Here is a 16,306-nt window from a genome sequence, read left to right on the forward strand (position 1 = left end):
CATCACTTCCTCACTCCATCCGTTGTGGTTTGTTTTATGTATTAAATGAATTTACTGTTATCCTCTTCATTAAAGAATAACAGTTCGTTTTCTGTCTTATCCTCTACATATACGCCTATACGGCCTACATCAGAGGTGATATACATATTGTATTCCTTCTCTAACTCAATGAGATTATCAAGGAATTCTTTTTTTCTATCCATTAATGCTTCACCTCGAACGTACATTCATGTGTTCCGGCGTTCTCCGTTATTAGTCTAGCTTTTAAATCTAACCAAAAATCGGGATCATAACCGAATTGTTTTCCTAACTCTCTAACCCTTTTGCCTGAATGGATTATAAAAGCGATAGAAGCGAGTTTCAGCGCTCTTTCTTCGTTTTCAGCCATAACCTCTACACTAACAGGAACATATCCTTGATAGCCGTTTGTCACTTCGTATAGGTGATATTGTTGTTTAGGTGTTTCTAATTTCTTTTCTAGGTACTCAATGTATTCATTTTGCTCTTGGTACGCTTCCACTAGCCTTTTTGTGCTGTTCTTCATAGATGTTTCGAAAGCTTCGTTTTGATGTTCTGCGAATAAAACAGAATACTTCGCCAATGATTGCAGTCTGCTTACAAATCCTTTCGGGTCATATGTTGGTTTCCTCATCACTTCAGCTCCCTTATGTTCATTCCTTCTTCTAGAGACACAACCCATTCCTGCGCGCTGTATTGCTATCCATAGAACAGAGAACGAAGCTCTGTTTTATTAATCACCTATACATTTATCCATATTTTCATTTAGAAGCTCTCTAAGAATTTTACGTTCAAAAGTGTAAATGCTATCACCTTTAACGTAAGTGTTTCTTTCCATTGCTTCCGTTGCTACTTCTGCAAACTCCGCACTAATTTCACCATGGACACGAATGTTTTGTTTAAGAATCTCCGCCGCTTCTCGTAATTGCTTATTGATTTCTCTTTTAGCAATTTCTTTAGCAATAGCTTTTGTTTCTTCTTTTATTTCCTGTGATTCTTTTTGTTGTTTTTTAGCGTGTTTTTCCAACGTATCAAATTCCCAATTATACTCAGGTTTCTTTGGCGGTCTACCTGTAAGTAGAGAAAGAGCTTCTTCTAAACACCTTTCAACATTAGCAGCTTTAACAGGGATTGAAATTGCTATGCCGTTTTCATACCTAACGATTACTTCACCTTTGCTCATTTAATCTCTCCTATTCTCATACCAGGATTGAATGTAATTTTCCGCTTCTTGAAACAGTTCGTCAGCTTCCTTCACGCTATTGTTATACTTCTCCCATAACTCATGAGTCTTTTTAATGGATTCGTTTATACCTTCAACGCTCGTTTTTAGCTTTTCATCCATCCCACTCACTCCTTGTCAGTCTTATTTAAGTCGACCTTAAAATACAAGCGCTGGTCATAGAGGTTAACCAAAGTTAAACGTGCATAGGCGGCGCGATTGGATTGTTTGTTAAACGAGCTGTTAGCATACTGTTTAGCTCAATCTCCTGTAAACAGGCATCCTTCCACTTATCCCTATCTTCTCTGATGTGTTCAATCTTCGCTTCCGCACGTTCTAATTTCTTTTGACAACCTTTTAACATCGTCTTCGCTGCTCCATACATGGTATTGCTGATTTCTCTTCTGAACCACGTTTCTACTTCGATACTAAATACTTCTTGGATGCGGTGAATCAAATGATCCTCATGATTTTTGAACGTCTTCAACTCTAATCGTCCACTCATGCATTAATCTCCTTCACCTTGTCTCTTACGCACGTTGCAGGGTATCCGCAAAAGACAATTGTATTTTGATTTAACCACTTGCCCCATACGCAACCTTTGCATTTGTGTTGCTCATATGCTTCTTTGCGCTTTTTCTCTTCATCGTCTAATTGTCCTTTGCGCATACTCTTTCACCTCTATTCCACTTAGTGGCATGTAAGTTGTTTTCTGTTTCTTACTTAGCAGATAATTTAATTAAATGAGGGTTAGGATTCGCACCTAACATAGTATAGGATAGGCGTGTACCGACGCCTCGTTTTACTTCCTGCTAGTTCAATGGGAACTCATTCCATCCACCGTATCCCTTGGATAAGGGGTAACACACGTTATACGTGCCCGATCAATTGATTCGGGGAGATTTTCTCGCTATCTCGACTAGCCTACCCGTTACGCGGTCTCACCGAGACGGATCTCCTATACCTGATTAACGTCTACCTATTCCGCCACCTCATGATATAAAGCGCTCAGTCGCGCGGTGCGCTAGGCACAAAATAAAAACGCCTACCCGACAGCTTCCGCTAACTGCTGGATAGACGTTTGTTAGTTAGTTCAAAGAAAAACTCTATTCCCTGTGATAAAAAGAAAGTAAGTTAAACCGAACCAAAGTATTCTGAATGTAGAATTTAGCACCGTCCTAATATTTTTCCGAATATTAAGACACCGTGAAGTTGTCGTGTATTTCAACGACCTCACTTACTCTCTTCCATTTTAGCCCACTTTTGCTATGTTTTTCAACTGAGTAAGGAACTGGTCTTGCGTGACTTTGTTGCCGATTATGCGAATAACATTTACCTTGTAATCTCGCACCTTATCACGTGAACATCTGAGGTATTGAGCAATCTCTTTGTAGGTCATTCCTCGTAACATACAATCGTAGGTTGTCCACTCTTTATCATCCTCAATAATATCTCGACACTTCCAAAGATAATCTGTAATCTCTATAAAGCGATACAGACGTTTTTCATCATGACTCAATGCACTTAACTCTTCCATGCTCTTTCCGCTGCTTCCTTTTGGCATTCCCGCTTCATCACCATACGTGGCTGTTAGCTTTTGGTTAGGTACTTCCACTTTATTTAAGATTTTATTTAAACGATTGATTTCTCGCTTGAAGTATTCATAATCACGAATCCAATCCTCTACTTGCCAATCTGTTAATTGTTGAGTCATTTTGCTTCCTCCTTATCGTGTACGGCTCGAACCGTCTTCTACATCAATCTTCACTTTATATTTCAAGGCATTTATTTCTTCTTTCGTACTTTCAAATGCATTCTTCCAACGTTGCATATTACCGTAGGCTTTCGCTTCTTGCTTCCGTAAATCTCGAACTGCTATTTCTGCATAAGCCTTTTTATTCTTTTCTGCCTTTATTTCCGCTTCTGCGTATGTGTACTTGCGTTCTGCATAGATATTTTTGTATTCTTCTGAAAATGTTGCAGCTAACTTACCGATGAATACAAGCATTCTTGATAATATTTCAATTCTTTGCACCTTCATTTCTTTAGGTGTACGATCTAATTGTTTTTGGTATTTAGTAATTTCTTTGAGGTGTTCTACTACCCAATCTCTTTCGGTCACTTAGACACCTTCTTTTCTTCCTTCTTGAACTTCTTGTATTCCTCTATCGTTATCCACCCGCCAAATTTCTTTACGTACTTTACCACTTTCAACGGCATTGGATACTTTTTCTCGAATAACTTTCTCTTAATCTTAAAATCTGTTGTTTCCATTCCCTTTACGTCCACTACTTCACCGTGTCCATCTGCGTACTGAACCGCGAAATCTGCTACATATTCAATTTTTCTAAACAGGATACCGTTCTTTCTGAATGATTCTTGTAGTAAGTATCTAGGTTGAGGAATAATTGCTGCTACAATTCCTTTTTGCATGAGGTCTGATAAGTATGTGTAATATCTCGCTTCTGCTTGGCTATCAAATGTAAGACCATCTATTTCAATTTTCTTGTTTTTGTATTTACTCATGTTCTCTCTCCTTATGAGGGATGCAGCCCCGTTTGAGGATGCATCCTTTTTATTTACTTCATGTCTACTCGATTTACCGACGCTTCTTTATCAAATCCGTTTGGATAACGTTTCATAAGCTTGTCCACATTTGCGGTTGCAATCTCTTCTAGCGTTAAACCAGCTAAGGTTGCAATATTAGCCAAGTACCAAAGTACATCCCCTAATTCTTTTTTGATTTCACTTTTATCTACTTTATGACCATGAAACATAGATTTTTTGATGAGATCCGCGACCTCTCCTGACTCTCCTGTAAGACCTAACCCGTAATTCGCTAATTCATAATCGTGTCTGTTTGCTGTACGCCCTGAAATTGTTTGGTAATCATTTAAAGATAATTGCACTTTATTACCTCTTTCTATTTCTTCTTTCAACTGTTTGTTTTCTTTAATTAAGACAGGGATTTTATTAACTAATCTGTTAGCTAAGTCAACATCAATGACACCTGTTTCCCAATAAGCGTTGTAGGTTTGTAATAATGCTTCGTACCCTCTATTTTCCATCATTCTTCCTCCCCAATTACATTGATACCAGCAGCACCGAAATTGTACGCAATCCCTCTATGTTTCACATACCATGCATCATTCAATTGTTCTTGCATTTCTTTATCTGTTAGCACCTTTTCTTTTACAATTGTTACTGGTGCTTCATATCCTGAGTTCATTGGCGCTTCCTTGCTAATGATTGCCGTTACCTCTGCTACTAAATTGTTTGTATTCATATTGACATCCCCTTTAAATTAGTTTTTGTAATAACTTCGCCCATCCGAAAATACTGATCCATAACGGGATGGAGAAGAGAGCGCCGAAAAGCATCCCTCTTGCCATATTCATTTGACTTCCCATATTGTCTTTTGTTCTGTTGGATAACGTTCTGCTTTCACCCTTGGCCTTGATGGTGTATTCCACCCTTTAGGTCTTGCGGTTGTTTCTCCAATAACCTTCCACCCTGCAGCCTTCAATGTTGTTCCTGGTTCGCTTTTCAACGTGTATGTGATCAATCTGCTATAACCTAAGTTCCTTGTTACTCTCCACGCAGCTGCGTATAATTTTGAACAAGCGTTTTTATGTCCCTCTAGCACACAGTTTCTTGTAACTTCAAGTGTCCAACCATCATCATTGTGTCTAGCTATTGGCCGGCCCACCATTATCACACCAACTACTTTTTCTCCGTCACTTAGACCAATACTGAACTTATGTCCTTGTGGTGAAACATTGTGTCTGTGATGTTCATTTACAAATGCCTGAGCTTCTTTCAATGTAATTGGTTGTAGCTCTAATTCCATCCCTTCACCCTCTCTCAAGGACTAATCGTGTTTTCCATAACTGCAACTGTTTTGCTTTTTCACCGACCTGACCAGGATTCACCCGTAATTCCTTGGCGATCTCTCCTACACTTGCCCCTCTCGCCCACATGAGGACAAGAGAGGAAATCATATAGTCTTTCCAGTGTTTCTGTATTTTGCGTGACTCTAATTCTTTCACCGCTTCATATCTATCTTCTAAACTGTTAGTCTCATCAAATGCGATGGTTAGTAATTGGTTTTTAGATGCACCTGTATAGTCGATCATCCACTTACACCAAACGCTTTATCGAAGTGATTGACTAATTTAGGAATTAGCTCCCAACCATCTTTATATTTGTTATATTTGCTGTTCGTACCAATGTTTAATGTGACTATTTGAACGTCTCTAGCAGGGATAATAAAACAACTCTCAGTCTTTTCTTGTTCGTCCAAGGCCACGCATACATAGATATCGCAACTTGCGTATTTCTTATTGAGAGCAAATGTGTGCGCTCTTGCACCGAAATGATGATGAGCTGTACCAACTTTCACATCGATTTTCACGCAGTCATTAACAAGTAAGTCATAAGGGTGTTTAGTACTCATACTTTTCGCATCAAGACCCATAACCTCGATGAGTTTTAGAACTTTACCTTCATACTCATTTCCTTTTGTTGTTTCACTACTCTTCAAACTGACACCTAGCTTTTTCGCCCATCCACTGTACTTGAGTTTTGATTTTGATAAAGCGCAATGTAAATCATTACGCCCTATCCCTGTCAATTCACTAGCAACCGGCATTCTTTGGATTTGCAGCACCTTCATACACTTACGAACTTCTTCTTCTATTCTTTGATCGGACCACAGAACTTTTTTCTCTTTTACTGGTAGATTCATTTTCTTGGCCCAATGCGCTGTACCACCATTTAAACCTATAGCCCTTGATAACCCTGATAATTTATGTTCTCGCATTTCCATACTGGTAGGCATTCTTTTGATGCCTATTTCTCTCATAAGCCTATATATCGCAATAGTTATTTCTTCTTCAGTCCATTTCATTTATTCATCCCCTTTACTTTATTGGAAATATTTTCTAAAAAGGCAAACTTTCGTCATCAAATTGAACTGTTTCCCCTTGGTTAGCAAACGGATCGTTATTCGTCAGAGGATTGCTTACATTCGTGTTTCTGTTGCTGTTTGATGTATTTGTATTACCTCCACCGTTTGAGGGCTTAGAAGGGAAATCAAACCCATCTACTAATACTTCAGTGAAATACTTTTTCTCGCCATTGTCTTTCTCCCATACACGATTTTGTAATTTACCTTTGATACCGAACTTATCACCCTTGTTTACATGATTGGCGATAATTTCACCAAGCTTGCCGATCACCACATAGTTGTGGAAGTCTGTTTCGTATTCACCTTGCTGATTTTTGTAATCTCTTCTTACTGCGATTGTTCCGTTGCAGATTGGTGTACCACTTTTGTTATATCGAAGTTCCTGTTTAACTAAATTACCTGTAAGAATAATGACGTTCATAGTTATTTCCTCCTAAAAATGTTTGGTTGCTGTTCGTAAGCACTTTGTAGTAATGTTTTAAATGGATTAGTTTTGCTTATTTCTGAATGAACGTTAAAGCTTGTCCCTCTCCCACAATCACTCCACCGGATTTGCGTTTGTTCCAATCCTGTTTGATGTCTTGTTTACTTACGCCGTTTTCGTAAATCGTGATGATGCTGAGTGGTTCGCGGTCTATGGATATCCATTTCTTTTCGATAACACGCCGTACCATGTGATCACCCCTTCATAATCTCGATAACTGCTTGTACATAAGCTTGATTCAGATGGCTAATGTGTTCCATGAACTCAAATAGTGTCATAAGCTTTCAACTCGATTCCAAGTTAGAAGTTGAATGTCATTTTGGTTATCTAACTTCATCATTTCACTGAATCTAGGGAAATTCATGGTAGCTTCATATACTTTGTTATTAGAGAAATCAAACCACATTGTTTTTGTCATAAATCCAGTCATTAGTAACACTCCTTTATGTGTTGTGCTTCTTCTTCTAAACAACTAAGACAAATCAACTCACCTTTTTCAGCGTACATAGAATGCCACTTACCATTACCCATGAATACAACAGATTTAGGAATTAAGATTTCATTTTCGCTTGTTTTACCACATTGACATTCAAAATTTTTCATAGTTTCATATCCCCATTCTCGTTTAGTTTGGTTTCTTGTTCTCTCATGAATTGCTCATATGATTCATCTGTCGTATTGTTTATCAGCCCTAATTTAAAGAGTGACCATTTATCCTGTCCAAAGTGTGGACCATATACTGCAGCCCGTTTCTCTCTGAGCATTTCAGCGAATTCAGCATCCTTATGCGCTCGATCATGACATTTGGTGCAAAGTGGACAAAGATTGCGCCAGTTTCCTGTGCCAATGCTTGACCTGAACACGAGATGATGGGCGTGTATTGGTGTATATCCGCACTCTTGACACCAAGATCCAAACATTTCAATCATCTTGTTGTAGTTATCAGGCGTGATTTTGGTGCGCTCTTTTCGTTCAGGAATGAGACGACCTCTATATAAATGCGGGTTTTTCTGCTTCTTTGGACGCTTTTCTTTCGGTTTAGGCTTACGCTTCTCTTTTTGATGACCTTTTAGCTGCGTTTCTTTGGAATAGGGCCGGAATTCATTTAACATGCGATCACCCTCTCTTTCCTTGAGCGCTATAGGAATAGCCATCAATACGTGTGAAGTGGATGCCTTTGAATTCAATCTTTGTCACCTTTCCGTTTTTCTCTTTCAGTACTTTAGGCGCGGATACTTCAAGTTCTTCTCGCAACCTTTTATTCTCTCTCATTAGCAATCTCAAATCTTTTGCGTACCCGCTTATATCTGCATACTCGACATCGTATTCCAAATCATGAACCAAACGTTCAACCGCCTTTTGAATGTCCTCCATCCCCTACATCTCCCTTATATAGTCCATGACCGCTTTGGACACTTGATTGTGATACGTGCAATTACTGCAATAAAACTGACTGATGTTGTGCTGGATGAAATAGTGATTCAGTACGTATTGAGTGAGTACATTGGGTAATCCGCAATTAGTACAGAAGCATAAGTGTTGAATATCCATCCGATCAGCTCCCCGATTAAAGTATTGTTTTTAACACCGTGCGTAGCGCTTCATTTTCTTCTCTGAGGCTATCACTCTCGTATTCTGATACATTTACATTCGCCTGACTCATTTCGTCTAATACAGCGAAATAAACAGCCTGTTTCTTTTCAGCTTTCTCCACTTCCAAACGTCCAATCATATCTACAGCTGCTTCTATTAAATCTTGGCGAAAAGGTGTTGCTTTAGCTAATTCACAAAGTAACTCTTGCACTTCTTGTGTTTGTACTGGTTTCATATCATTACTCCCCCTAATGTTTTCTTAATACGTTCATTTGCTAACCTCACGTATTCAGGTTCTATTTCGAATCCTATCCATTTCCGATTTGTATTTACTGCAGCAACGGCGGTTGTTCCACTTCCGATACAGTTATCTAAGATGACATCACCTTCGTTTGTGTATGTCTTAATCAGATATTCAAAGAGAGCAATAGGTTTTTGTGTTGGGTGCAACGCTTCTTTTTGTTTATCTGTCGGAAAAACTTGAACACTTCTCGGATATCTCTCTGTACTGTCGTAAGTGCTTAATCCGTAATCGTTATAATTAGATGATTTAACACAATTTACTTTGTGTTCGGCTTTACTTACTTTCCTAACATGCCCTGTTGTTTTTATAGGGTTATATATTGGTAGTTTTTTATAAAACACCAATATGTTTTCATGCGCTTTCATCGGCATTTTCTTTGCGTTTAAATGACCAGAAGCTGATGTTTTTTCCCAAATCCATTCATAACGCAACATTTTTAAGTTGCTCATGCCAAGCACTTTATCAAATGGTGTTTGTGCAGTAAGAATAATCGCTCCATTCTCTTTAATGATCCGGTTATATTGCTTCCACAACTCATCTAAAGGAATAATCGAATCCCATTTATTACGCGTTGTCCCATAAGGTAAGTCGCACAAAATCATATCGATGCTGCAGTCAGGTATCTTCTCCATTCCTAGCAAGCAATCCCTTTGATAAATCTGATTTAACTCTAACTCCCCTAAACTCCCCATTCTCCGTTTCCTCCCCCTGGTGCAAAGGTGTATGTCTACGTATGTATGTCTGATGCACCGTGTTATTGGTTAACCTGTTATGATACTTTGCCGCGTTCCATCTTTTTCATAGCACCTTTATACTTGCCAGCTTTTCTCAAGTCATAGCGTTTTCGGCGTATATGGTGTTCTTCTCTCCCTAGTTCGTAAGCAATCCGCTTAGTGGTGTAACCTTTTTGTTCGTACTCATAGAGCAGTTCAACTTCTTTCTCTGTCCAGCACAACTTGATTTGGTCAGGTGGGATAAGCCCTTTATCCGTTAACATCTTTTTTCGAGAATGCACACTAGAAACGGTTCGCTTTAATCGTTCGCTTATTTCTTTTATGGAATATCCTGCTTTCTTCATGGAGATTAACAGTTCGTCTTGTTCTTTATCCCACAATTTACTTTGTCTTTTTGGTGTATCGTAGTATTCCTTTTTGCGTTCTGCTTCCACCCACTCAGGTTCAGGTGCAATACTGTTTGGTTCAATACGTAGGAAGTTCACTTGATCTTTGTGTTTCTCTGCGAACTCCCAAAAGTTATCAGCTTTAATGAGGTAATATTGCCGTTTAAAAACCACTTTTCGTTTCACATAGGCTAACCATCCATTTTCAATCCAGCGTCTTATTGCTTTATGATCCGCGCCGATAAGAGTACCTAGCTCATTCATAGTCATTCGCCCTGTTTCTTGCAGCATATTCGTAATACCTAATCGTTTTAATCGTGCCTGAACCCCCGAAGCTGTACGATGATTCCCGAACTCTTCCGATATCCGTTTCGCTAAGGTTGGTATGGTCATCTTTCCGGCATGTTGTTCGAGAAATTCATTTTCTTCATCCGTCCAAACTTTCGCCATAAGACATCCCCTTTTCGAAATCTTCTATTTTTTGATCCAATACCTGTAATTGTTGTTCTAATGTCGGGTAGCCTGTCATATCTTTTAGACATGTACATCTTTCAAATGTGGTTAATCCAGGGTAGGGGGAGCTGGTGACTCTCCCTGTCCCGTTGCAAGTGTTACACATTGTCTTTACCTTCCACTTTTCTAAGCAAGTTCTTATATCCGATAATCGTCAATGAAGTTGAAGCAGCGCCCATGTGATCTCCTTGACGTTCTAAGGCTTCTTTACACAATTCCAAAGTAGCTATACTTTCTTTGATTTCTTGAACTGTCATTTATTCATCCTCCTATTCAACAAACCGTTTCATACGCTGTTTCGCTTTCTCTCTGCGGTAACTCGTTGCTTTATTCTCAACAGTTTGACTCATTTCAGTTAACCGATCATACGAACGTTCACCGATTTTATCCGCTAATAATTTAGGTTTCAGGTTTGATGTAGCAGCAATTGGTTTTTTCTTTCTATAACGTCCATCAACAATCCGAAAGATAACTTCTTCCACCCATTCTGTTACTCTTTCCGCTCCTATATCATCAATAATGAGTAAGTCACAAGCGTGTAAAGCCCTCATAATTTGTTCTTCTGATTCAGAACTATCTTTATTGAAAGTCCCTTTTATTTTTTCCAACAAATCGGGCATACTAATGAATACAACAATCTTCCCTTGCCTATCTAGTTCATTGGCCACCGCAGCCACTAGATGGGTTTTTCCATTTCCGGGTACTCCCCAAAAGATTAAAGATTCTTCTTCCCAAGAATCGAAATCATTTACATACATCTTCGCAAATTTATAAGCTTGTTCAGCACCAGGTCTTGGTATAAACGTTTCAAATGATGATTCTTTAAACCGCTCACCCAAGTTATGAATGGAGAACAGTTTTTCAACATCTTTCCGTAGCTGGTACTTCTCAGCTTCTTCCTTGAATTTATCCTGCTCTTTCGCTTCACATTCACATACAGGCTGCACCATTCGTTTACGTCCTAACACCTCTACTTCAATCGGTGGTACTTCTTCGCCACAATGTTTACAAACATGCGGTTCAGAGTGAGAGGTTGTCGTACTCGCTTGTATCAGTGTTTCCACTGTTTTGTTGAGTGCGTTCATTTGGATACCCTCCATTCTGTTTGTTGTGAGTACCGATATTTACTTTTGGTTTGTGTTCGTTCTGTAAGGCTAGAGCATCTTTTAAGCTTTTAGCACCTTTATCATGCCAATCTTTTAAAACGCCTTTAGTGTAGCCCCAACTTCTTTTATTGCGATCAATAGCAATTTTCATGGCTTCAATAAGGATTTCATCTTGTCCATTAAAATCATCTAACCAAGCTCCTATATCTTGACTAAGGTGTCCGTTTATTTGACTGAAATTCTGTTCATAAAAGCTAAAGGCGTTTTCGGTAGTAGTAGTAGAATTATTAGTTGAATCATTATTAGTACTTTCATTATTTAGTAGTTGCGGATTTCCCGTTGTCGGATTATCCGTTGTCGGGTTTTCCGTTGCGGTAAATCCGTTACGGTGAGGTATTTCGTACACCTCGTATTCATAACCGCCAAACTTCCCTTTTTCAGCACGTTTCATCGTTCTTGAAATATAGCCAGTTTCCAGTAATTCTTTAATGCCTGTTTTAACAGCATCTTTTTTATCCTTGGCATGTTTCACGATTTCAGTTTCGTATATCTGCCAATCATCAGGACGACTGAAGATATAAGATAAGATCCCTTTAGCTTTAAAGCTAAGTTGATCATCGTATATAAAATGTTTATTCATCATGACGTAAGGATTATCTTTATCCTTCACGACTCTAAAAGTTGTCATTTAAAACACTCCGTTCCGTGTGATATAATATCTGTACAAATATTTTCTAAATGTTTCGACTCCATGCGCCAACATGGGGTTACTTACTTTGCTTTCGTTTCTTCGTAAATCTCCATTAGAGCGAAGTACACTTTGTTTTCAAGCTTACGCATCTTTTCAATTACTTCGCGTGGATGCATACCATCCTCTTCCACCAATGCGGTCATACCTGTAATAATCATCATTTCACCTTTTGTAAAGTTCATTTAATACTCCTCCTCATCATCTTCAATCACTTCTTTATCAATCAGATAATCGAAAAAGATATCCGCTAACTCTTCGACCTCTTCTTGTCCTGGTGCATAGCCCCGTTTCGCTAAGTGGGTATAGAGGTAATTCGCAATTTCTTCTGTATCGATGACAACATCTTTGAATTCCATGCGATCAGCTCCTTAAACTGGAATGTACTTACCTTTTTGCATAGGTGTTTCTTCACCAGTTTCCACATTGACGATTAACCACTCTTCATAATGATCTAAGTGCCAAAATGCAATTTCGTTAGCATGAATGAAAGTTGTGTACTGTTGCGCTTGATTGATGTCAGAAACTAATTCCCAAGGATACTCAACGTATTGACCGTATCCGTTTGTTTCACCAGTGTGTTTAGCGAATAACTGAGATTTCTTATTTTTGATAGCGTACATATTAGCTCCCCCTTTAAACTGCTTTTTGAGATTCAACTTCTTTAATCAATCGATTCACAATATAAGCTTGACCTTTAGGTGTGATACGCATTGTCAGATAAGTGAATGTACCTTTGTGCGACTCCCTTACACCTTGACTGACAGAGAACAAACCGTTATCGATGTACCTTTGCATCGGTTCATTTTTGTTTTTAAAGATAAGGCCCCAATCACGCAGCTTTTGAAACAACCGCTTTTCTCCAATATTTAAACCTTTGTTCTTGCATAGCTTGGATAATTCTCTAACAAGTAAATCTGTTTCGGATCTCATGCACATTTCAGCGAAATCAACTAAAGGCTTTTGTTTTTGTACTGTTGTACTTAGCTGCTTGTTCTTTTCCTTTTCTTCTTTTAAGTTGGTTAGAAGTCCAATGATAAAGTCAGGATTCGCAACTGCTTGTTCCAATGCTGCTTCCGTCATATAAGCACCATGTTTTCTGATGCTAGGGATGACTTCATGTGTTACCCACCGTTTGAATTGTTTAGCTTGTGGTTTGCGACTTGTTAGAATCAAGGAGTAAAGACCCGATTCATTAATTGCGGTCATTTTCTGTTCGCCACCAAGGGTGTCCATTAATACCGACTCCCTTTCATCTTCATCAAGTCGAGATACAGCATCACGATACTTAGTGATTTCTAATACTTCACAAACATCTTTAGCCACAAACCAAGGTTCATTATTTTTAACAATTGTACGAACTGTCGTTTCTCCATAATTGAAAATTTTCTGAATTGAGTCCATTTAACTCGTCCCCCTCGCTATTCCAATACCTTCATTTACATCTGTTGCACTTTGACGTGAATCTTTTAACGTTTCAACTAAGATGCAATCGTAAGAAGCAGCCATTGAATTAGCAAAGTTTCTTGCGTATTCTAAAACACCATGACTTGTTAACCAATCAACCTCCATTTGTTGTGTGTAGATGTTAATACCTTGACCATAAACGTTGTATGATCCGTTTTGGTTTTGAAAAATTGAAATGATATGGTAAACCTTATCTTTACTGTGCATTTCCCCAGCTCCTTTTAAGAAACTTGTCCATCAACTTCCAAATAGAAAAGCTCTCCGATTTCAATATCAAAGTACAAGCAGATTTTCTTGATTAACTCAGCGTTGATGATCTCATGACGTTCGTTGTAAAAATTACGAAGTGTTGAATACGGAACATCCAATTCGCTGCTCAAGAATAAAATTGACTTTACTCTCTTTTGCCCCATAATTTCGGGTAATCTGTTTTTGATTTTAGCGTTCATGTTTTTCACCTCCGGTTAACTTGTTAGTATTATGTTACAACATGTTAGTAAAAAATGCAACGAAATTATTAGAACATTTTAGTAATTTTTATTAACATCTTACTATTTCTTATACTTCTCGGTTATAATGGTTAGGAAACAGACATAATATAAACGAGAGGAGGACAAACCTCTATGGAAAATGCTATTGTTAAAAATCGACTAGCGATCATAATGGCTGAGAAAGAAATCAGAAGTGTGTCCAAGTTGCAAGAATTGATGGAGTTGAAGGGCCACAAAATTGCAAGAAGGACACTCGACCGACTTTATAAAAATGACAACAATCAAATTCACTATGATACGATAGCAGCCATATGTGTTGTTCTTGATATCCAACCTGGTGATTTTTTTACATTAGTTGAAGTGCCGAAAGAACAAGATAGCAGTGGGGAGAGCGAGTAACACCGCTCTCTATTTAAAAGAAAATAATTTTCGTAAATACTACGACTATTCCAGCTCCAAACATTAAAGCTAATGCTGGTATAGGACCTAAATCTGTTTTATCACCATCACGGATTATCAAAGCTACAAACCATGATCCGAAAACCATTAAACCAACGCCAATAATTAGAGCTGAAACCTTTAATACAGTACTGAAATACGGCGGTTGAAATATGATGTGATATGCCCATGCCAACGCTAAAATAGCGAGGGTTACACTCATTAATATCGTTTTAAATGTTTTCATGTTTCTCCCCCCTCAATACATCCTCGAACTCAGTCGTTCCCTAATCGTTTTCTGCTTGGGTTTCCCTCCGCACTTTTTCTGTGACAGGGTATCATTTAATTGTTTGATTTCTTTTCGTAGACAAGCGATTTCTTCTTTTAAGGTGCGGGCGCAATTCAATTTGGTTTCATCCTCTCTTATACGGCTGCTAATTCCATATTTCTTTTGATTTTGTTCTGTATCTTTTTGATCATTCGTGACACATGCGCTTGGGTTACGCCTAATTCATGGCCGATTTCACGCTGTCTTTTATCATCCAGCATAGCTTGTACAATCCGTCTCTCTTTATCGTTTAAGACGCTTAGATGTTCTTCTATATGGATGCCGGAAAAATCGACCACGTAACCTATCTGCTGTTCTAACGTGATAGATCCTTCCTCTTCATCTTGAAAAACAACTTTGCTAAGAGAATCGGGTTGACTGTTTAAAATGAACTCAAAGATACTATGCGCTTTGTAACGCGTAATGCCTAATGTCCTCTGAATGCTGTCAACACTAAATTCTTCTTCTTTACTGACTTTGAACCGATAGGCTAAATACTTAACGTCTGCGGAAAATTTAGCGCCTAGATTGATGTTTGATAATTCTTTTTGGATCACACTGTTAATGACAGGAACCGCAAAGGTAGCAAACTTTACATCGAATGAATCTGTATCAAAACGATTAAATGCTTTTATCGCTCCAACAACACCAACATGGTAAAGATCATCGTATTCATACCCTAGACGTTTTGCTCTTGCTGTAAATGGCTTGCAAATCGAATGAATTAAACCAACGTTAGTTAAAACCGCTTCTGTCACATCCATTTCTTTTCCGTTTATCAGCTTTTTCATTTTTCTATGACCTTCCTCTCTTTTACATATCCAGGTAGATACTTCTTCTTGAATCTTGAAAGTGCGGGACGACTCATATTCATATGTTTGGCAATTCGTTCATCATCCCAACTTTTCTTTTTCATTTCGATGTACTTACGTCTTAAACGACTAACTTCTGAATCCGACAAGACTACAGGTTTCCGACCTACTTTATTTAAGCCCCATTCACGCTTGTAGACACGTTGCAACCGTTTATGAGGTAAACCCATAGCTCGTGCTGTTTCGTAGTCATCTAAGCCCATGTTCTTATACATGAGGTAAGCTTCTTTACTGATAACAGGTTCTTCTTCTTGTGAAACTACTCTCATGAACATGAATGATTCTCCTTTGTCATTTCTAAAATACTGAAATAGTCACCACTGGACGTAAGTTTGTCCAATTCTCTCGAAACGCTCATACGACTTCTTCCTAATAAAGCACCAATCATTTCTTTCTTATGACCTTTGTCGTATAGAGTCACCAATGTGACACGTTCACCTTCTGACCAAGGGATATACTTCTTACAATTACGAGATGTCTCATACTGATCTTCTGTGACTTCATATGTTTTAAAGCGAAAATGGCAGCTATCACATTCGCGTTTGCGTTCGATTGTCTTACCTTTGGAACGTGTATCGTATACATGAGATTCATTGACTAGACCGCATTCAGGACACTTCACGTTTCACCCTC

At 38.5% G+C, this 16,306-nt stretch carries 37 protein-coding genes; 1 reads left to right on the plus strand and 36 read right to left on the minus strand.

The window, feature by feature from the left end:
- Positions 1 to 41 precede the first annotated feature (41 nt).
- From MKX72_RS20115 to MKX72_RS20270, 32 genes are all read right to left on the minus strand, one after another.
- On the minus strand, positions 42 to 203 hold the full coding sequence (locus tag MKX72_RS20115; RefSeq protein WP_340760791.1) for a hypothetical protein: 162 nt from the start codon (positions 201 to 203) through the stop codon (positions 42 to 44).
- A complete protein-coding gene (locus MKX72_RS20120) occupies positions 203 to 652 on the minus strand; it encodes a hypothetical protein (RefSeq protein ID WP_340760793.1) in 450 nt (149 codons plus the stop codon). The genes MKX72_RS20115 and MKX72_RS20120 overlap by 1 nt, the downstream gene beginning before the upstream one ends.
- A 99-nt stretch (positions 653 to 751) precedes the next feature.
- On the minus strand, positions 752 to 1,201 hold the full coding sequence (locus MKX72_RS20125; RefSeq protein WP_340760795.1) for a hypothetical protein: 450 nt from the start codon (positions 1,199 to 1,201) through the stop codon (positions 752 to 754).
- The gene (locus MKX72_RS20130) at positions 1,202 to 1,363 is read right to left on the minus strand and encodes a hypothetical protein (protein ID WP_340760797.1); all 162 of its coding nucleotides are present in this window, start codon (positions 1,361 to 1,363) and stop codon (positions 1,202 to 1,204) included. It lies immediately after the preceding gene.
- Between the two features lie 73 nt (positions 1,364 to 1,436).
- Positions 1,437 to 1,745: a hypothetical protein gene (locus MKX72_RS20135; protein ID WP_340760799.1), complete on the minus strand. Its 309-nt coding sequence runs from the start codon at positions 1,743 to 1,745 to the stop codon at positions 1,437 to 1,439.
- Positions 1,742 to 1,909 carry a hypothetical protein gene (locus MKX72_RS20140; RefSeq protein WP_340760800.1) on the minus strand — a complete coding sequence of 56 codons (168 nt, stop codon included), beginning with the start codon at positions 1,907 to 1,909 and terminating at the stop codon, positions 1,742 to 1,744. The genes MKX72_RS20135 and MKX72_RS20140 overlap by 4 nt, the downstream gene beginning before the upstream one ends.
- Positions 1,910 to 2,492: 583 nt before the next feature.
- Complete coding sequence (locus tag MKX72_RS20145) at positions 2,493 to 2,954, minus strand: hypothetical protein (protein ID WP_340760802.1); 462 nt, start codon at positions 2,952 to 2,954, stop codon at positions 2,493 to 2,495.
- 12 nt (positions 2,955 to 2,966) lie between these two features.
- Positions 2,967 to 3,362, minus strand: a complete 396-nt coding sequence (locus MKX72_RS20150) for a hypothetical protein (protein ID WP_340760804.1) — start codon at positions 3,360 to 3,362, stop codon at positions 2,967 to 2,969.
- The gene (locus tag MKX72_RS20155; RefSeq protein ID WP_340760806.1) at positions 3,359 to 3,766 is read right to left on the minus strand and encodes a DUF1064 domain-containing protein; all 408 of its coding nucleotides are present in this window, start codon (positions 3,764 to 3,766) and stop codon (positions 3,359 to 3,361) included. The genes MKX72_RS20150 and MKX72_RS20155 overlap by 4 nt, the downstream gene beginning before the upstream one ends.
- A 53-nt stretch (positions 3,767 to 3,819) precedes the next feature.
- The gene (locus MKX72_RS20160; protein WP_340760976.1) at positions 3,820 to 4,149 is read right to left on the minus strand and encodes a nucleoside triphosphate pyrophosphohydrolase family protein; all 330 of its coding nucleotides are present in this window, start codon (positions 4,147 to 4,149) and stop codon (positions 3,820 to 3,822) included.
- 158 nt (positions 4,150 to 4,307) lie between these two features.
- Positions 4,308 to 4,526, minus strand: coding sequence for a hypothetical protein (locus tag MKX72_RS20165; RefSeq protein WP_340760807.1), 219 nt, complete (start codon positions 4,524 to 4,526; stop codon positions 4,308 to 4,310).
- A 108-nt stretch (positions 4,527 to 4,634) separates the two neighbouring features.
- The gene (locus tag MKX72_RS20170; RefSeq protein WP_340760809.1) at positions 4,635 to 5,090 is read right to left on the minus strand and encodes an XF1762 family protein; all 456 of its coding nucleotides are present in this window, start codon (positions 5,088 to 5,090) and stop codon (positions 4,635 to 4,637) included.
- Positions 5,091 to 5,094: 4 nt separating this feature from the next.
- Entirely contained in the window at positions 5,095 to 5,376 is a 282-nt protein-coding gene (locus MKX72_RS20175; protein ID WP_340760811.1) for a hypothetical protein, read from the minus strand.
- Positions 5,373 to 6,149 (minus strand): hypothetical protein, encoded by a 777-nt coding sequence (locus tag MKX72_RS20180; protein ID WP_340760812.1) that lies wholly within the window; start codon positions 6,147 to 6,149, stop codon positions 5,373 to 5,375. The genes MKX72_RS20175 and MKX72_RS20180 overlap by 4 nt, the downstream gene beginning before the upstream one ends.
- A 34-nt stretch (positions 6,150 to 6,183) precedes the next feature.
- The gene (locus tag MKX72_RS20185; RefSeq protein ID WP_340760814.1) at positions 6,184 to 6,630 is read right to left on the minus strand and encodes a single-stranded DNA-binding protein; all 447 of its coding nucleotides are present in this window, start codon (positions 6,628 to 6,630) and stop codon (positions 6,184 to 6,186) included.
- 76 nt (positions 6,631 to 6,706) lie between these two features.
- A complete protein-coding gene (locus MKX72_RS20190; protein WP_340760816.1) occupies positions 6,707 to 6,883 on the minus strand; it encodes a hypothetical protein in 177 nt (58 codons plus the stop codon).
- 84 nt (positions 6,884 to 6,967) lie between these two features.
- Positions 6,968 to 7,123: a hypothetical protein gene (locus MKX72_RS20195; RefSeq protein ID WP_340760817.1), complete on the minus strand. Its 156-nt coding sequence runs from the start codon at positions 7,121 to 7,123 to the stop codon at positions 6,968 to 6,970.
- Positions 7,123 to 7,296 carry a hypothetical protein gene (locus MKX72_RS20200; RefSeq protein WP_340760818.1) on the minus strand — a complete coding sequence of 58 codons (174 nt, stop codon included), beginning with the start codon at positions 7,294 to 7,296 and terminating at the stop codon, positions 7,123 to 7,125. The genes MKX72_RS20195 and MKX72_RS20200 overlap by 1 nt, the downstream gene beginning before the upstream one ends.
- Entirely contained in the window at positions 7,293 to 7,805 is a 513-nt protein-coding gene (locus MKX72_RS20205; protein ID WP_340760820.1) for an HNH endonuclease, read from the minus strand. The genes MKX72_RS20200 and MKX72_RS20205 overlap by 4 nt, the downstream gene beginning before the upstream one ends.
- A 4-nt stretch (positions 7,806 to 7,809) precedes the next feature.
- Positions 7,810 to 8,067 carry a hypothetical protein gene (locus tag MKX72_RS20210; RefSeq protein WP_340760822.1) on the minus strand — a complete coding sequence of 86 codons (258 nt, stop codon included), beginning with the start codon at positions 8,065 to 8,067 and terminating at the stop codon, positions 7,810 to 7,812.
- 193 nt (positions 8,068 to 8,260) lie between these two features.
- Positions 8,261 to 8,521 (minus strand): hypothetical protein, encoded by a 261-nt coding sequence (locus MKX72_RS20215; RefSeq protein ID WP_340760823.1) that lies wholly within the window; start codon positions 8,519 to 8,521, stop codon positions 8,261 to 8,263.
- Complete coding sequence (locus MKX72_RS20220; RefSeq protein ID WP_340760824.1) at positions 8,518 to 9,282, minus strand: DNA-methyltransferase; 765 nt, start codon at positions 9,280 to 9,282, stop codon at positions 8,518 to 8,520. The genes MKX72_RS20215 and MKX72_RS20220 overlap by 4 nt, the downstream gene beginning before the upstream one ends.
- A gap of 77 nt (positions 9,283 to 9,359) precedes the next feature.
- Complete coding sequence (locus tag MKX72_RS20225; protein WP_340760826.1) at positions 9,360 to 10,160, minus strand: winged helix-turn-helix domain-containing protein; 801 nt, start codon at positions 10,158 to 10,160, stop codon at positions 9,360 to 9,362.
- 161 nt (positions 10,161 to 10,321) lie between these two features.
- A complete protein-coding gene (locus tag MKX72_RS20230; RefSeq protein WP_340760829.1) occupies positions 10,322 to 10,480 on the minus strand; it encodes a hypothetical protein in 159 nt (52 codons plus the stop codon).
- Positions 10,481 to 10,492: 12 nt separating this feature from the next.
- Positions 10,493 to 11,308, minus strand: coding sequence for an ATP-binding protein (locus tag MKX72_RS20235; protein ID WP_340760831.1), 816 nt, complete (start codon positions 11,306 to 11,308; stop codon positions 10,493 to 10,495).
- The gene (locus MKX72_RS20240; protein WP_340760833.1) at positions 11,244 to 12,017 is read right to left on the minus strand and encodes a DnaD domain protein; all 774 of its coding nucleotides are present in this window, start codon (positions 12,015 to 12,017) and stop codon (positions 11,244 to 11,246) included. The genes MKX72_RS20235 and MKX72_RS20240 overlap by 65 nt, the downstream gene beginning before the upstream one ends.
- Before the next feature lie 83 nt (positions 12,018 to 12,100).
- A complete protein-coding gene (locus tag MKX72_RS20245; protein WP_340760835.1) occupies positions 12,101 to 12,262 on the minus strand; it encodes a hypothetical protein in 162 nt (53 codons plus the stop codon).
- On the minus strand, positions 12,263 to 12,436 hold the full coding sequence (locus MKX72_RS20250; RefSeq protein WP_340760836.1) for a YozD family protein: 174 nt from the start codon (positions 12,434 to 12,436) through the stop codon (positions 12,263 to 12,265).
- A gap of 12 nt (positions 12,437 to 12,448) precedes the next feature.
- Positions 12,449 to 12,700 (minus strand): hypothetical protein, encoded by a 252-nt coding sequence (locus MKX72_RS20255; protein ID WP_340760838.1) that lies wholly within the window; start codon positions 12,698 to 12,700, stop codon positions 12,449 to 12,451.
- A 13-nt stretch (positions 12,701 to 12,713) separates the two neighbouring features.
- Entirely contained in the window at positions 12,714 to 13,481 is a 768-nt protein-coding gene (locus MKX72_RS20260; RefSeq protein ID WP_340760839.1) for a phage antirepressor, read from the minus strand.
- The gene (locus MKX72_RS20265; protein WP_340760842.1) at positions 13,482 to 13,751 is read right to left on the minus strand and encodes a hypothetical protein; all 270 of its coding nucleotides are present in this window, start codon (positions 13,749 to 13,751) and stop codon (positions 13,482 to 13,484) included. It lies immediately after the preceding gene.
- 14 nt (positions 13,752 to 13,765) lie between these two features.
- Entirely contained in the window at positions 13,766 to 13,993 is a 228-nt protein-coding gene (locus MKX72_RS20270) for a helix-turn-helix domain-containing protein (protein WP_340760844.1), read from the minus strand.
- A 174-nt stretch (positions 13,994 to 14,167) separates the two neighbouring features.
- On the opposite strand from MKX72_RS20270, the gene MKX72_RS20275 reads away from it, so the two are divergent.
- Positions 14,168 to 14,434 (plus strand): helix-turn-helix domain-containing protein, encoded by a 267-nt coding sequence (locus MKX72_RS20275; protein ID WP_340760846.1) that lies wholly within the window; start codon positions 14,168 to 14,170, stop codon positions 14,432 to 14,434.
- Between the two features lie 13 nt (positions 14,435 to 14,447).
- Here the strand turns inward: MKX72_RS20275 and MKX72_RS20280 are convergent, their stop codons facing one another.
- The 4 genes from MKX72_RS20280 to MKX72_RS20295 all read right to left on the minus strand — a co-directional run bounded on the left by MKX72_RS20280 (position 14,448) and on the right by MKX72_RS20295 (position 16,295).
- The gene (locus tag MKX72_RS20280; RefSeq protein WP_340760848.1) at positions 14,448 to 14,720 is read right to left on the minus strand and encodes a hypothetical protein; all 273 of its coding nucleotides are present in this window, start codon (positions 14,718 to 14,720) and stop codon (positions 14,448 to 14,450) included.
- Positions 14,721 to 14,896: 176 nt separating this feature from the next.
- Positions 14,897 to 15,592 carry a sigma-70 family RNA polymerase sigma factor gene (locus MKX72_RS20285; RefSeq protein WP_340760850.1) on the minus strand — a complete coding sequence of 232 codons (696 nt, stop codon included), beginning with the start codon at positions 15,590 to 15,592 and terminating at the stop codon, positions 14,897 to 14,899.
- Positions 15,589 to 15,948, minus strand: coding sequence for a hypothetical protein (locus MKX72_RS20290; RefSeq protein WP_340760851.1), 360 nt, complete (start codon positions 15,946 to 15,948; stop codon positions 15,589 to 15,591). The genes MKX72_RS20285 and MKX72_RS20290 overlap by 4 nt, the downstream gene beginning before the upstream one ends.
- Positions 15,939 to 16,295, minus strand: coding sequence for an NrdR family transcriptional regulator (locus MKX72_RS20295; RefSeq protein ID WP_340760853.1), 357 nt, complete (start codon positions 16,293 to 16,295; stop codon positions 15,939 to 15,941). The genes MKX72_RS20290 and MKX72_RS20295 overlap by 10 nt, the downstream gene beginning before the upstream one ends.
- Positions 16,296 to 16,306 lie beyond the last annotated feature (11 nt).

It is taken from the genome of Priestia sp. FSL R5-0597 (assembly GCF_038006305.1).
GTDB classification, from domain to species: domain Bacteria; phylum Bacillota; class Bacilli; order Bacillales; family Bacillaceae_H; genus Priestia; species Priestia zanthoxyli.

Coding starts and splice junctions, on each gene's coding strand:
- MKX72_RS20115 (WP_340760791.1), bottom strand. CDS start 203: ATGGATAGAAAAAAAGAATTCCTTGATAATCTCATTGAGTTAGAGAAG.
- MKX72_RS20120 (WP_340760793.1), bottom strand. CDS start 652: ATGAGGAAACCAACATATGACCCGAAAGGATTTGTAAGCAGACTGCAA.
- MKX72_RS20125 (WP_340760795.1), bottom strand. CDS start 1,201: ATGAGCAAAGGTGAAGTAATCGTTAGGTATGAAAACGGCATAGCAATT.
- MKX72_RS20130 (WP_340760797.1), bottom strand. CDS start 1,363: ATGGATGAAAAGCTAAAAACGAGCGTTGAAGGTATAAACGAATCCATT.
- MKX72_RS20135 (WP_340760799.1), bottom strand. CDS start 1,745: ATGAGTGGACGATTAGAGTTGAAGACGTTCAAAAATCATGAGGATCAT.
- MKX72_RS20140 (WP_340760800.1), bottom strand. CDS start 1,909: ATGCGCAAAGGACAATTAGACGATGAAGAGAAAAAGCGCAAAGAAGCA.
- MKX72_RS20145 (WP_340760802.1), bottom strand. CDS start 2,954: ATGACTCAACAATTAACAGATTGGCAAGTAGAGGATTGGATTCGTGAT.
- MKX72_RS20155 (WP_340760806.1), bottom strand. CDS start 3,766: ATGAGTAAATACAAAAACAAGAAAATTGAAATAGATGGTCTTACATTT.
- MKX72_RS20165 (WP_340760807.1), bottom strand. CDS start 4,526: ATGAATACAAACAATTTAGTAGCAGAGGTAACGGCAATCATTAGCAAG.
- MKX72_RS20170 (WP_340760809.1), bottom strand. CDS start 5,090: ATGGAATTAGAGCTACAACCAATTACATTGAAAGAAGCTCAGGCATTT.
- MKX72_RS20175 (WP_340760811.1), bottom strand. CDS start 5,376: ATGATCGACTATACAGGTGCATCTAAAAACCAATTACTAACCATCGCA.
- MKX72_RS20180 (WP_340760812.1), bottom strand. CDS start 6,149: ATGAAATGGACTGAAGAAGAAATAACTATTGCGATATATAGGCTTATG.
- MKX72_RS20185 (WP_340760814.1), bottom strand. CDS start 6,630: ATGAACGTCATTATTCTTACAGGTAATTTAGTTAAACAGGAACTTCGA.
- MKX72_RS20190 (WP_340760816.1), bottom strand. CDS start 6,883: ATGGTACGGCGTGTTATCGAAAAGAAATGGATATCCATAGACCGCGAA.
- MKX72_RS20195 (WP_340760817.1), bottom strand. CDS start 7,123: ATGACTGGATTTATGACAAAAACAATGTGGTTTGATTTCTCTAATAAC.
- MKX72_RS20200 (WP_340760818.1), bottom strand. CDS start 7,296: ATGAAAAATTTTGAATGTCAATGTGGTAAAACAAGCGAAAATGAAATC.
- MKX72_RS20205 (WP_340760820.1), bottom strand. CDS start 7,805: ATGTTAAATGAATTCCGGCCCTATTCCAAAGAAACGCAGCTAAAAGGT.
- MKX72_RS20210 (WP_340760822.1), bottom strand. CDS start 8,067: ATGGAGGACATTCAAAAGGCGGTTGAACGTTTGGTTCATGATTTGGAA.
- MKX72_RS20215 (WP_340760823.1), bottom strand. CDS start 8,521: ATGAAACCAGTACAAACACAAGAAGTGCAAGAGTTACTTTGTGAATTA.
- MKX72_RS20220 (WP_340760824.1), bottom strand. CDS start 9,282: ATGGGGAGTTTAGGGGAGTTAGAGTTAAATCAGATTTATCAAAGGGAT.
- MKX72_RS20225 (WP_340760826.1), bottom strand. CDS start 10,160: ATGGCGAAAGTTTGGACGGATGAAGAAAATGAATTTCTCGAACAACAT.
- MKX72_RS20230 (WP_340760829.1), bottom strand. CDS start 10,480: ATGACAGTTCAAGAAATCAAAGAAAGTATAGCTACTTTGGAATTGTGT.
- MKX72_RS20235 (WP_340760831.1), bottom strand. CDS start 11,308: ATGAACGCACTCAACAAAACAGTGGAAACACTGATACAAGCGAGTACG.
- MKX72_RS20240 (WP_340760833.1), bottom strand. CDS start 12,017: ATGACAACTTTTAGAGTCGTGAAGGATAAAGATAATCCTTACGTCATG.
- MKX72_RS20245 (WP_340760835.1), bottom strand. CDS start 12,262: ATGAACTTTACAAAAGGTGAAATGATGATTATTACAGGTATGACCGCA.
- MKX72_RS20250 (WP_340760836.1), bottom strand. CDS start 12,436: ATGGAATTCAAAGATGTTGTCATCGATACAGAAGAAATTGCGAATTAC.
- MKX72_RS20255 (WP_340760838.1), bottom strand. CDS start 12,700: ATGTACGCTATCAAAAATAAGAAATCTCAGTTATTCGCTAAACACACT.
- MKX72_RS20260 (WP_340760839.1), bottom strand. CDS start 13,481: ATGGACTCAATTCAGAAAATTTTCAATTATGGAGAAACGACAGTTCGT.
- MKX72_RS20265 (WP_340760842.1), bottom strand. CDS start 13,751: ATGCACAGTAAAGATAAGGTTTACCATATCATTTCAATTTTTCAAAAC.
- MKX72_RS20270 (WP_340760844.1), bottom strand. CDS start 13,993: ATGAACGCTAAAATCAAAAACAGATTACCCGAAATTATGGGGCAAAAG.
- MKX72_RS20275 (WP_340760846.1), top strand. CDS start 14,168: ATGGAAAATGCTATTGTTAAAAATCGACTAGCGATCATAATGGCTGAG.
- MKX72_RS20280 (WP_340760848.1), bottom strand. CDS start 14,720: ATGAAAACATTTAAAACGATATTAATGAGTGTAACCCTCGCTATTTTA.
- MKX72_RS20285 (WP_340760850.1), bottom strand. CDS start 15,592: ATGAAAAAGCTGATAAACGGAAAAGAAATGGATGTGACAGAAGCGGTT.
- MKX72_RS20290 (WP_340760851.1), bottom strand. CDS start 15,948: ATGTTCATGAGAGTAGTTTCACAAGAAGAAGAACCTGTTATCAGTAAA.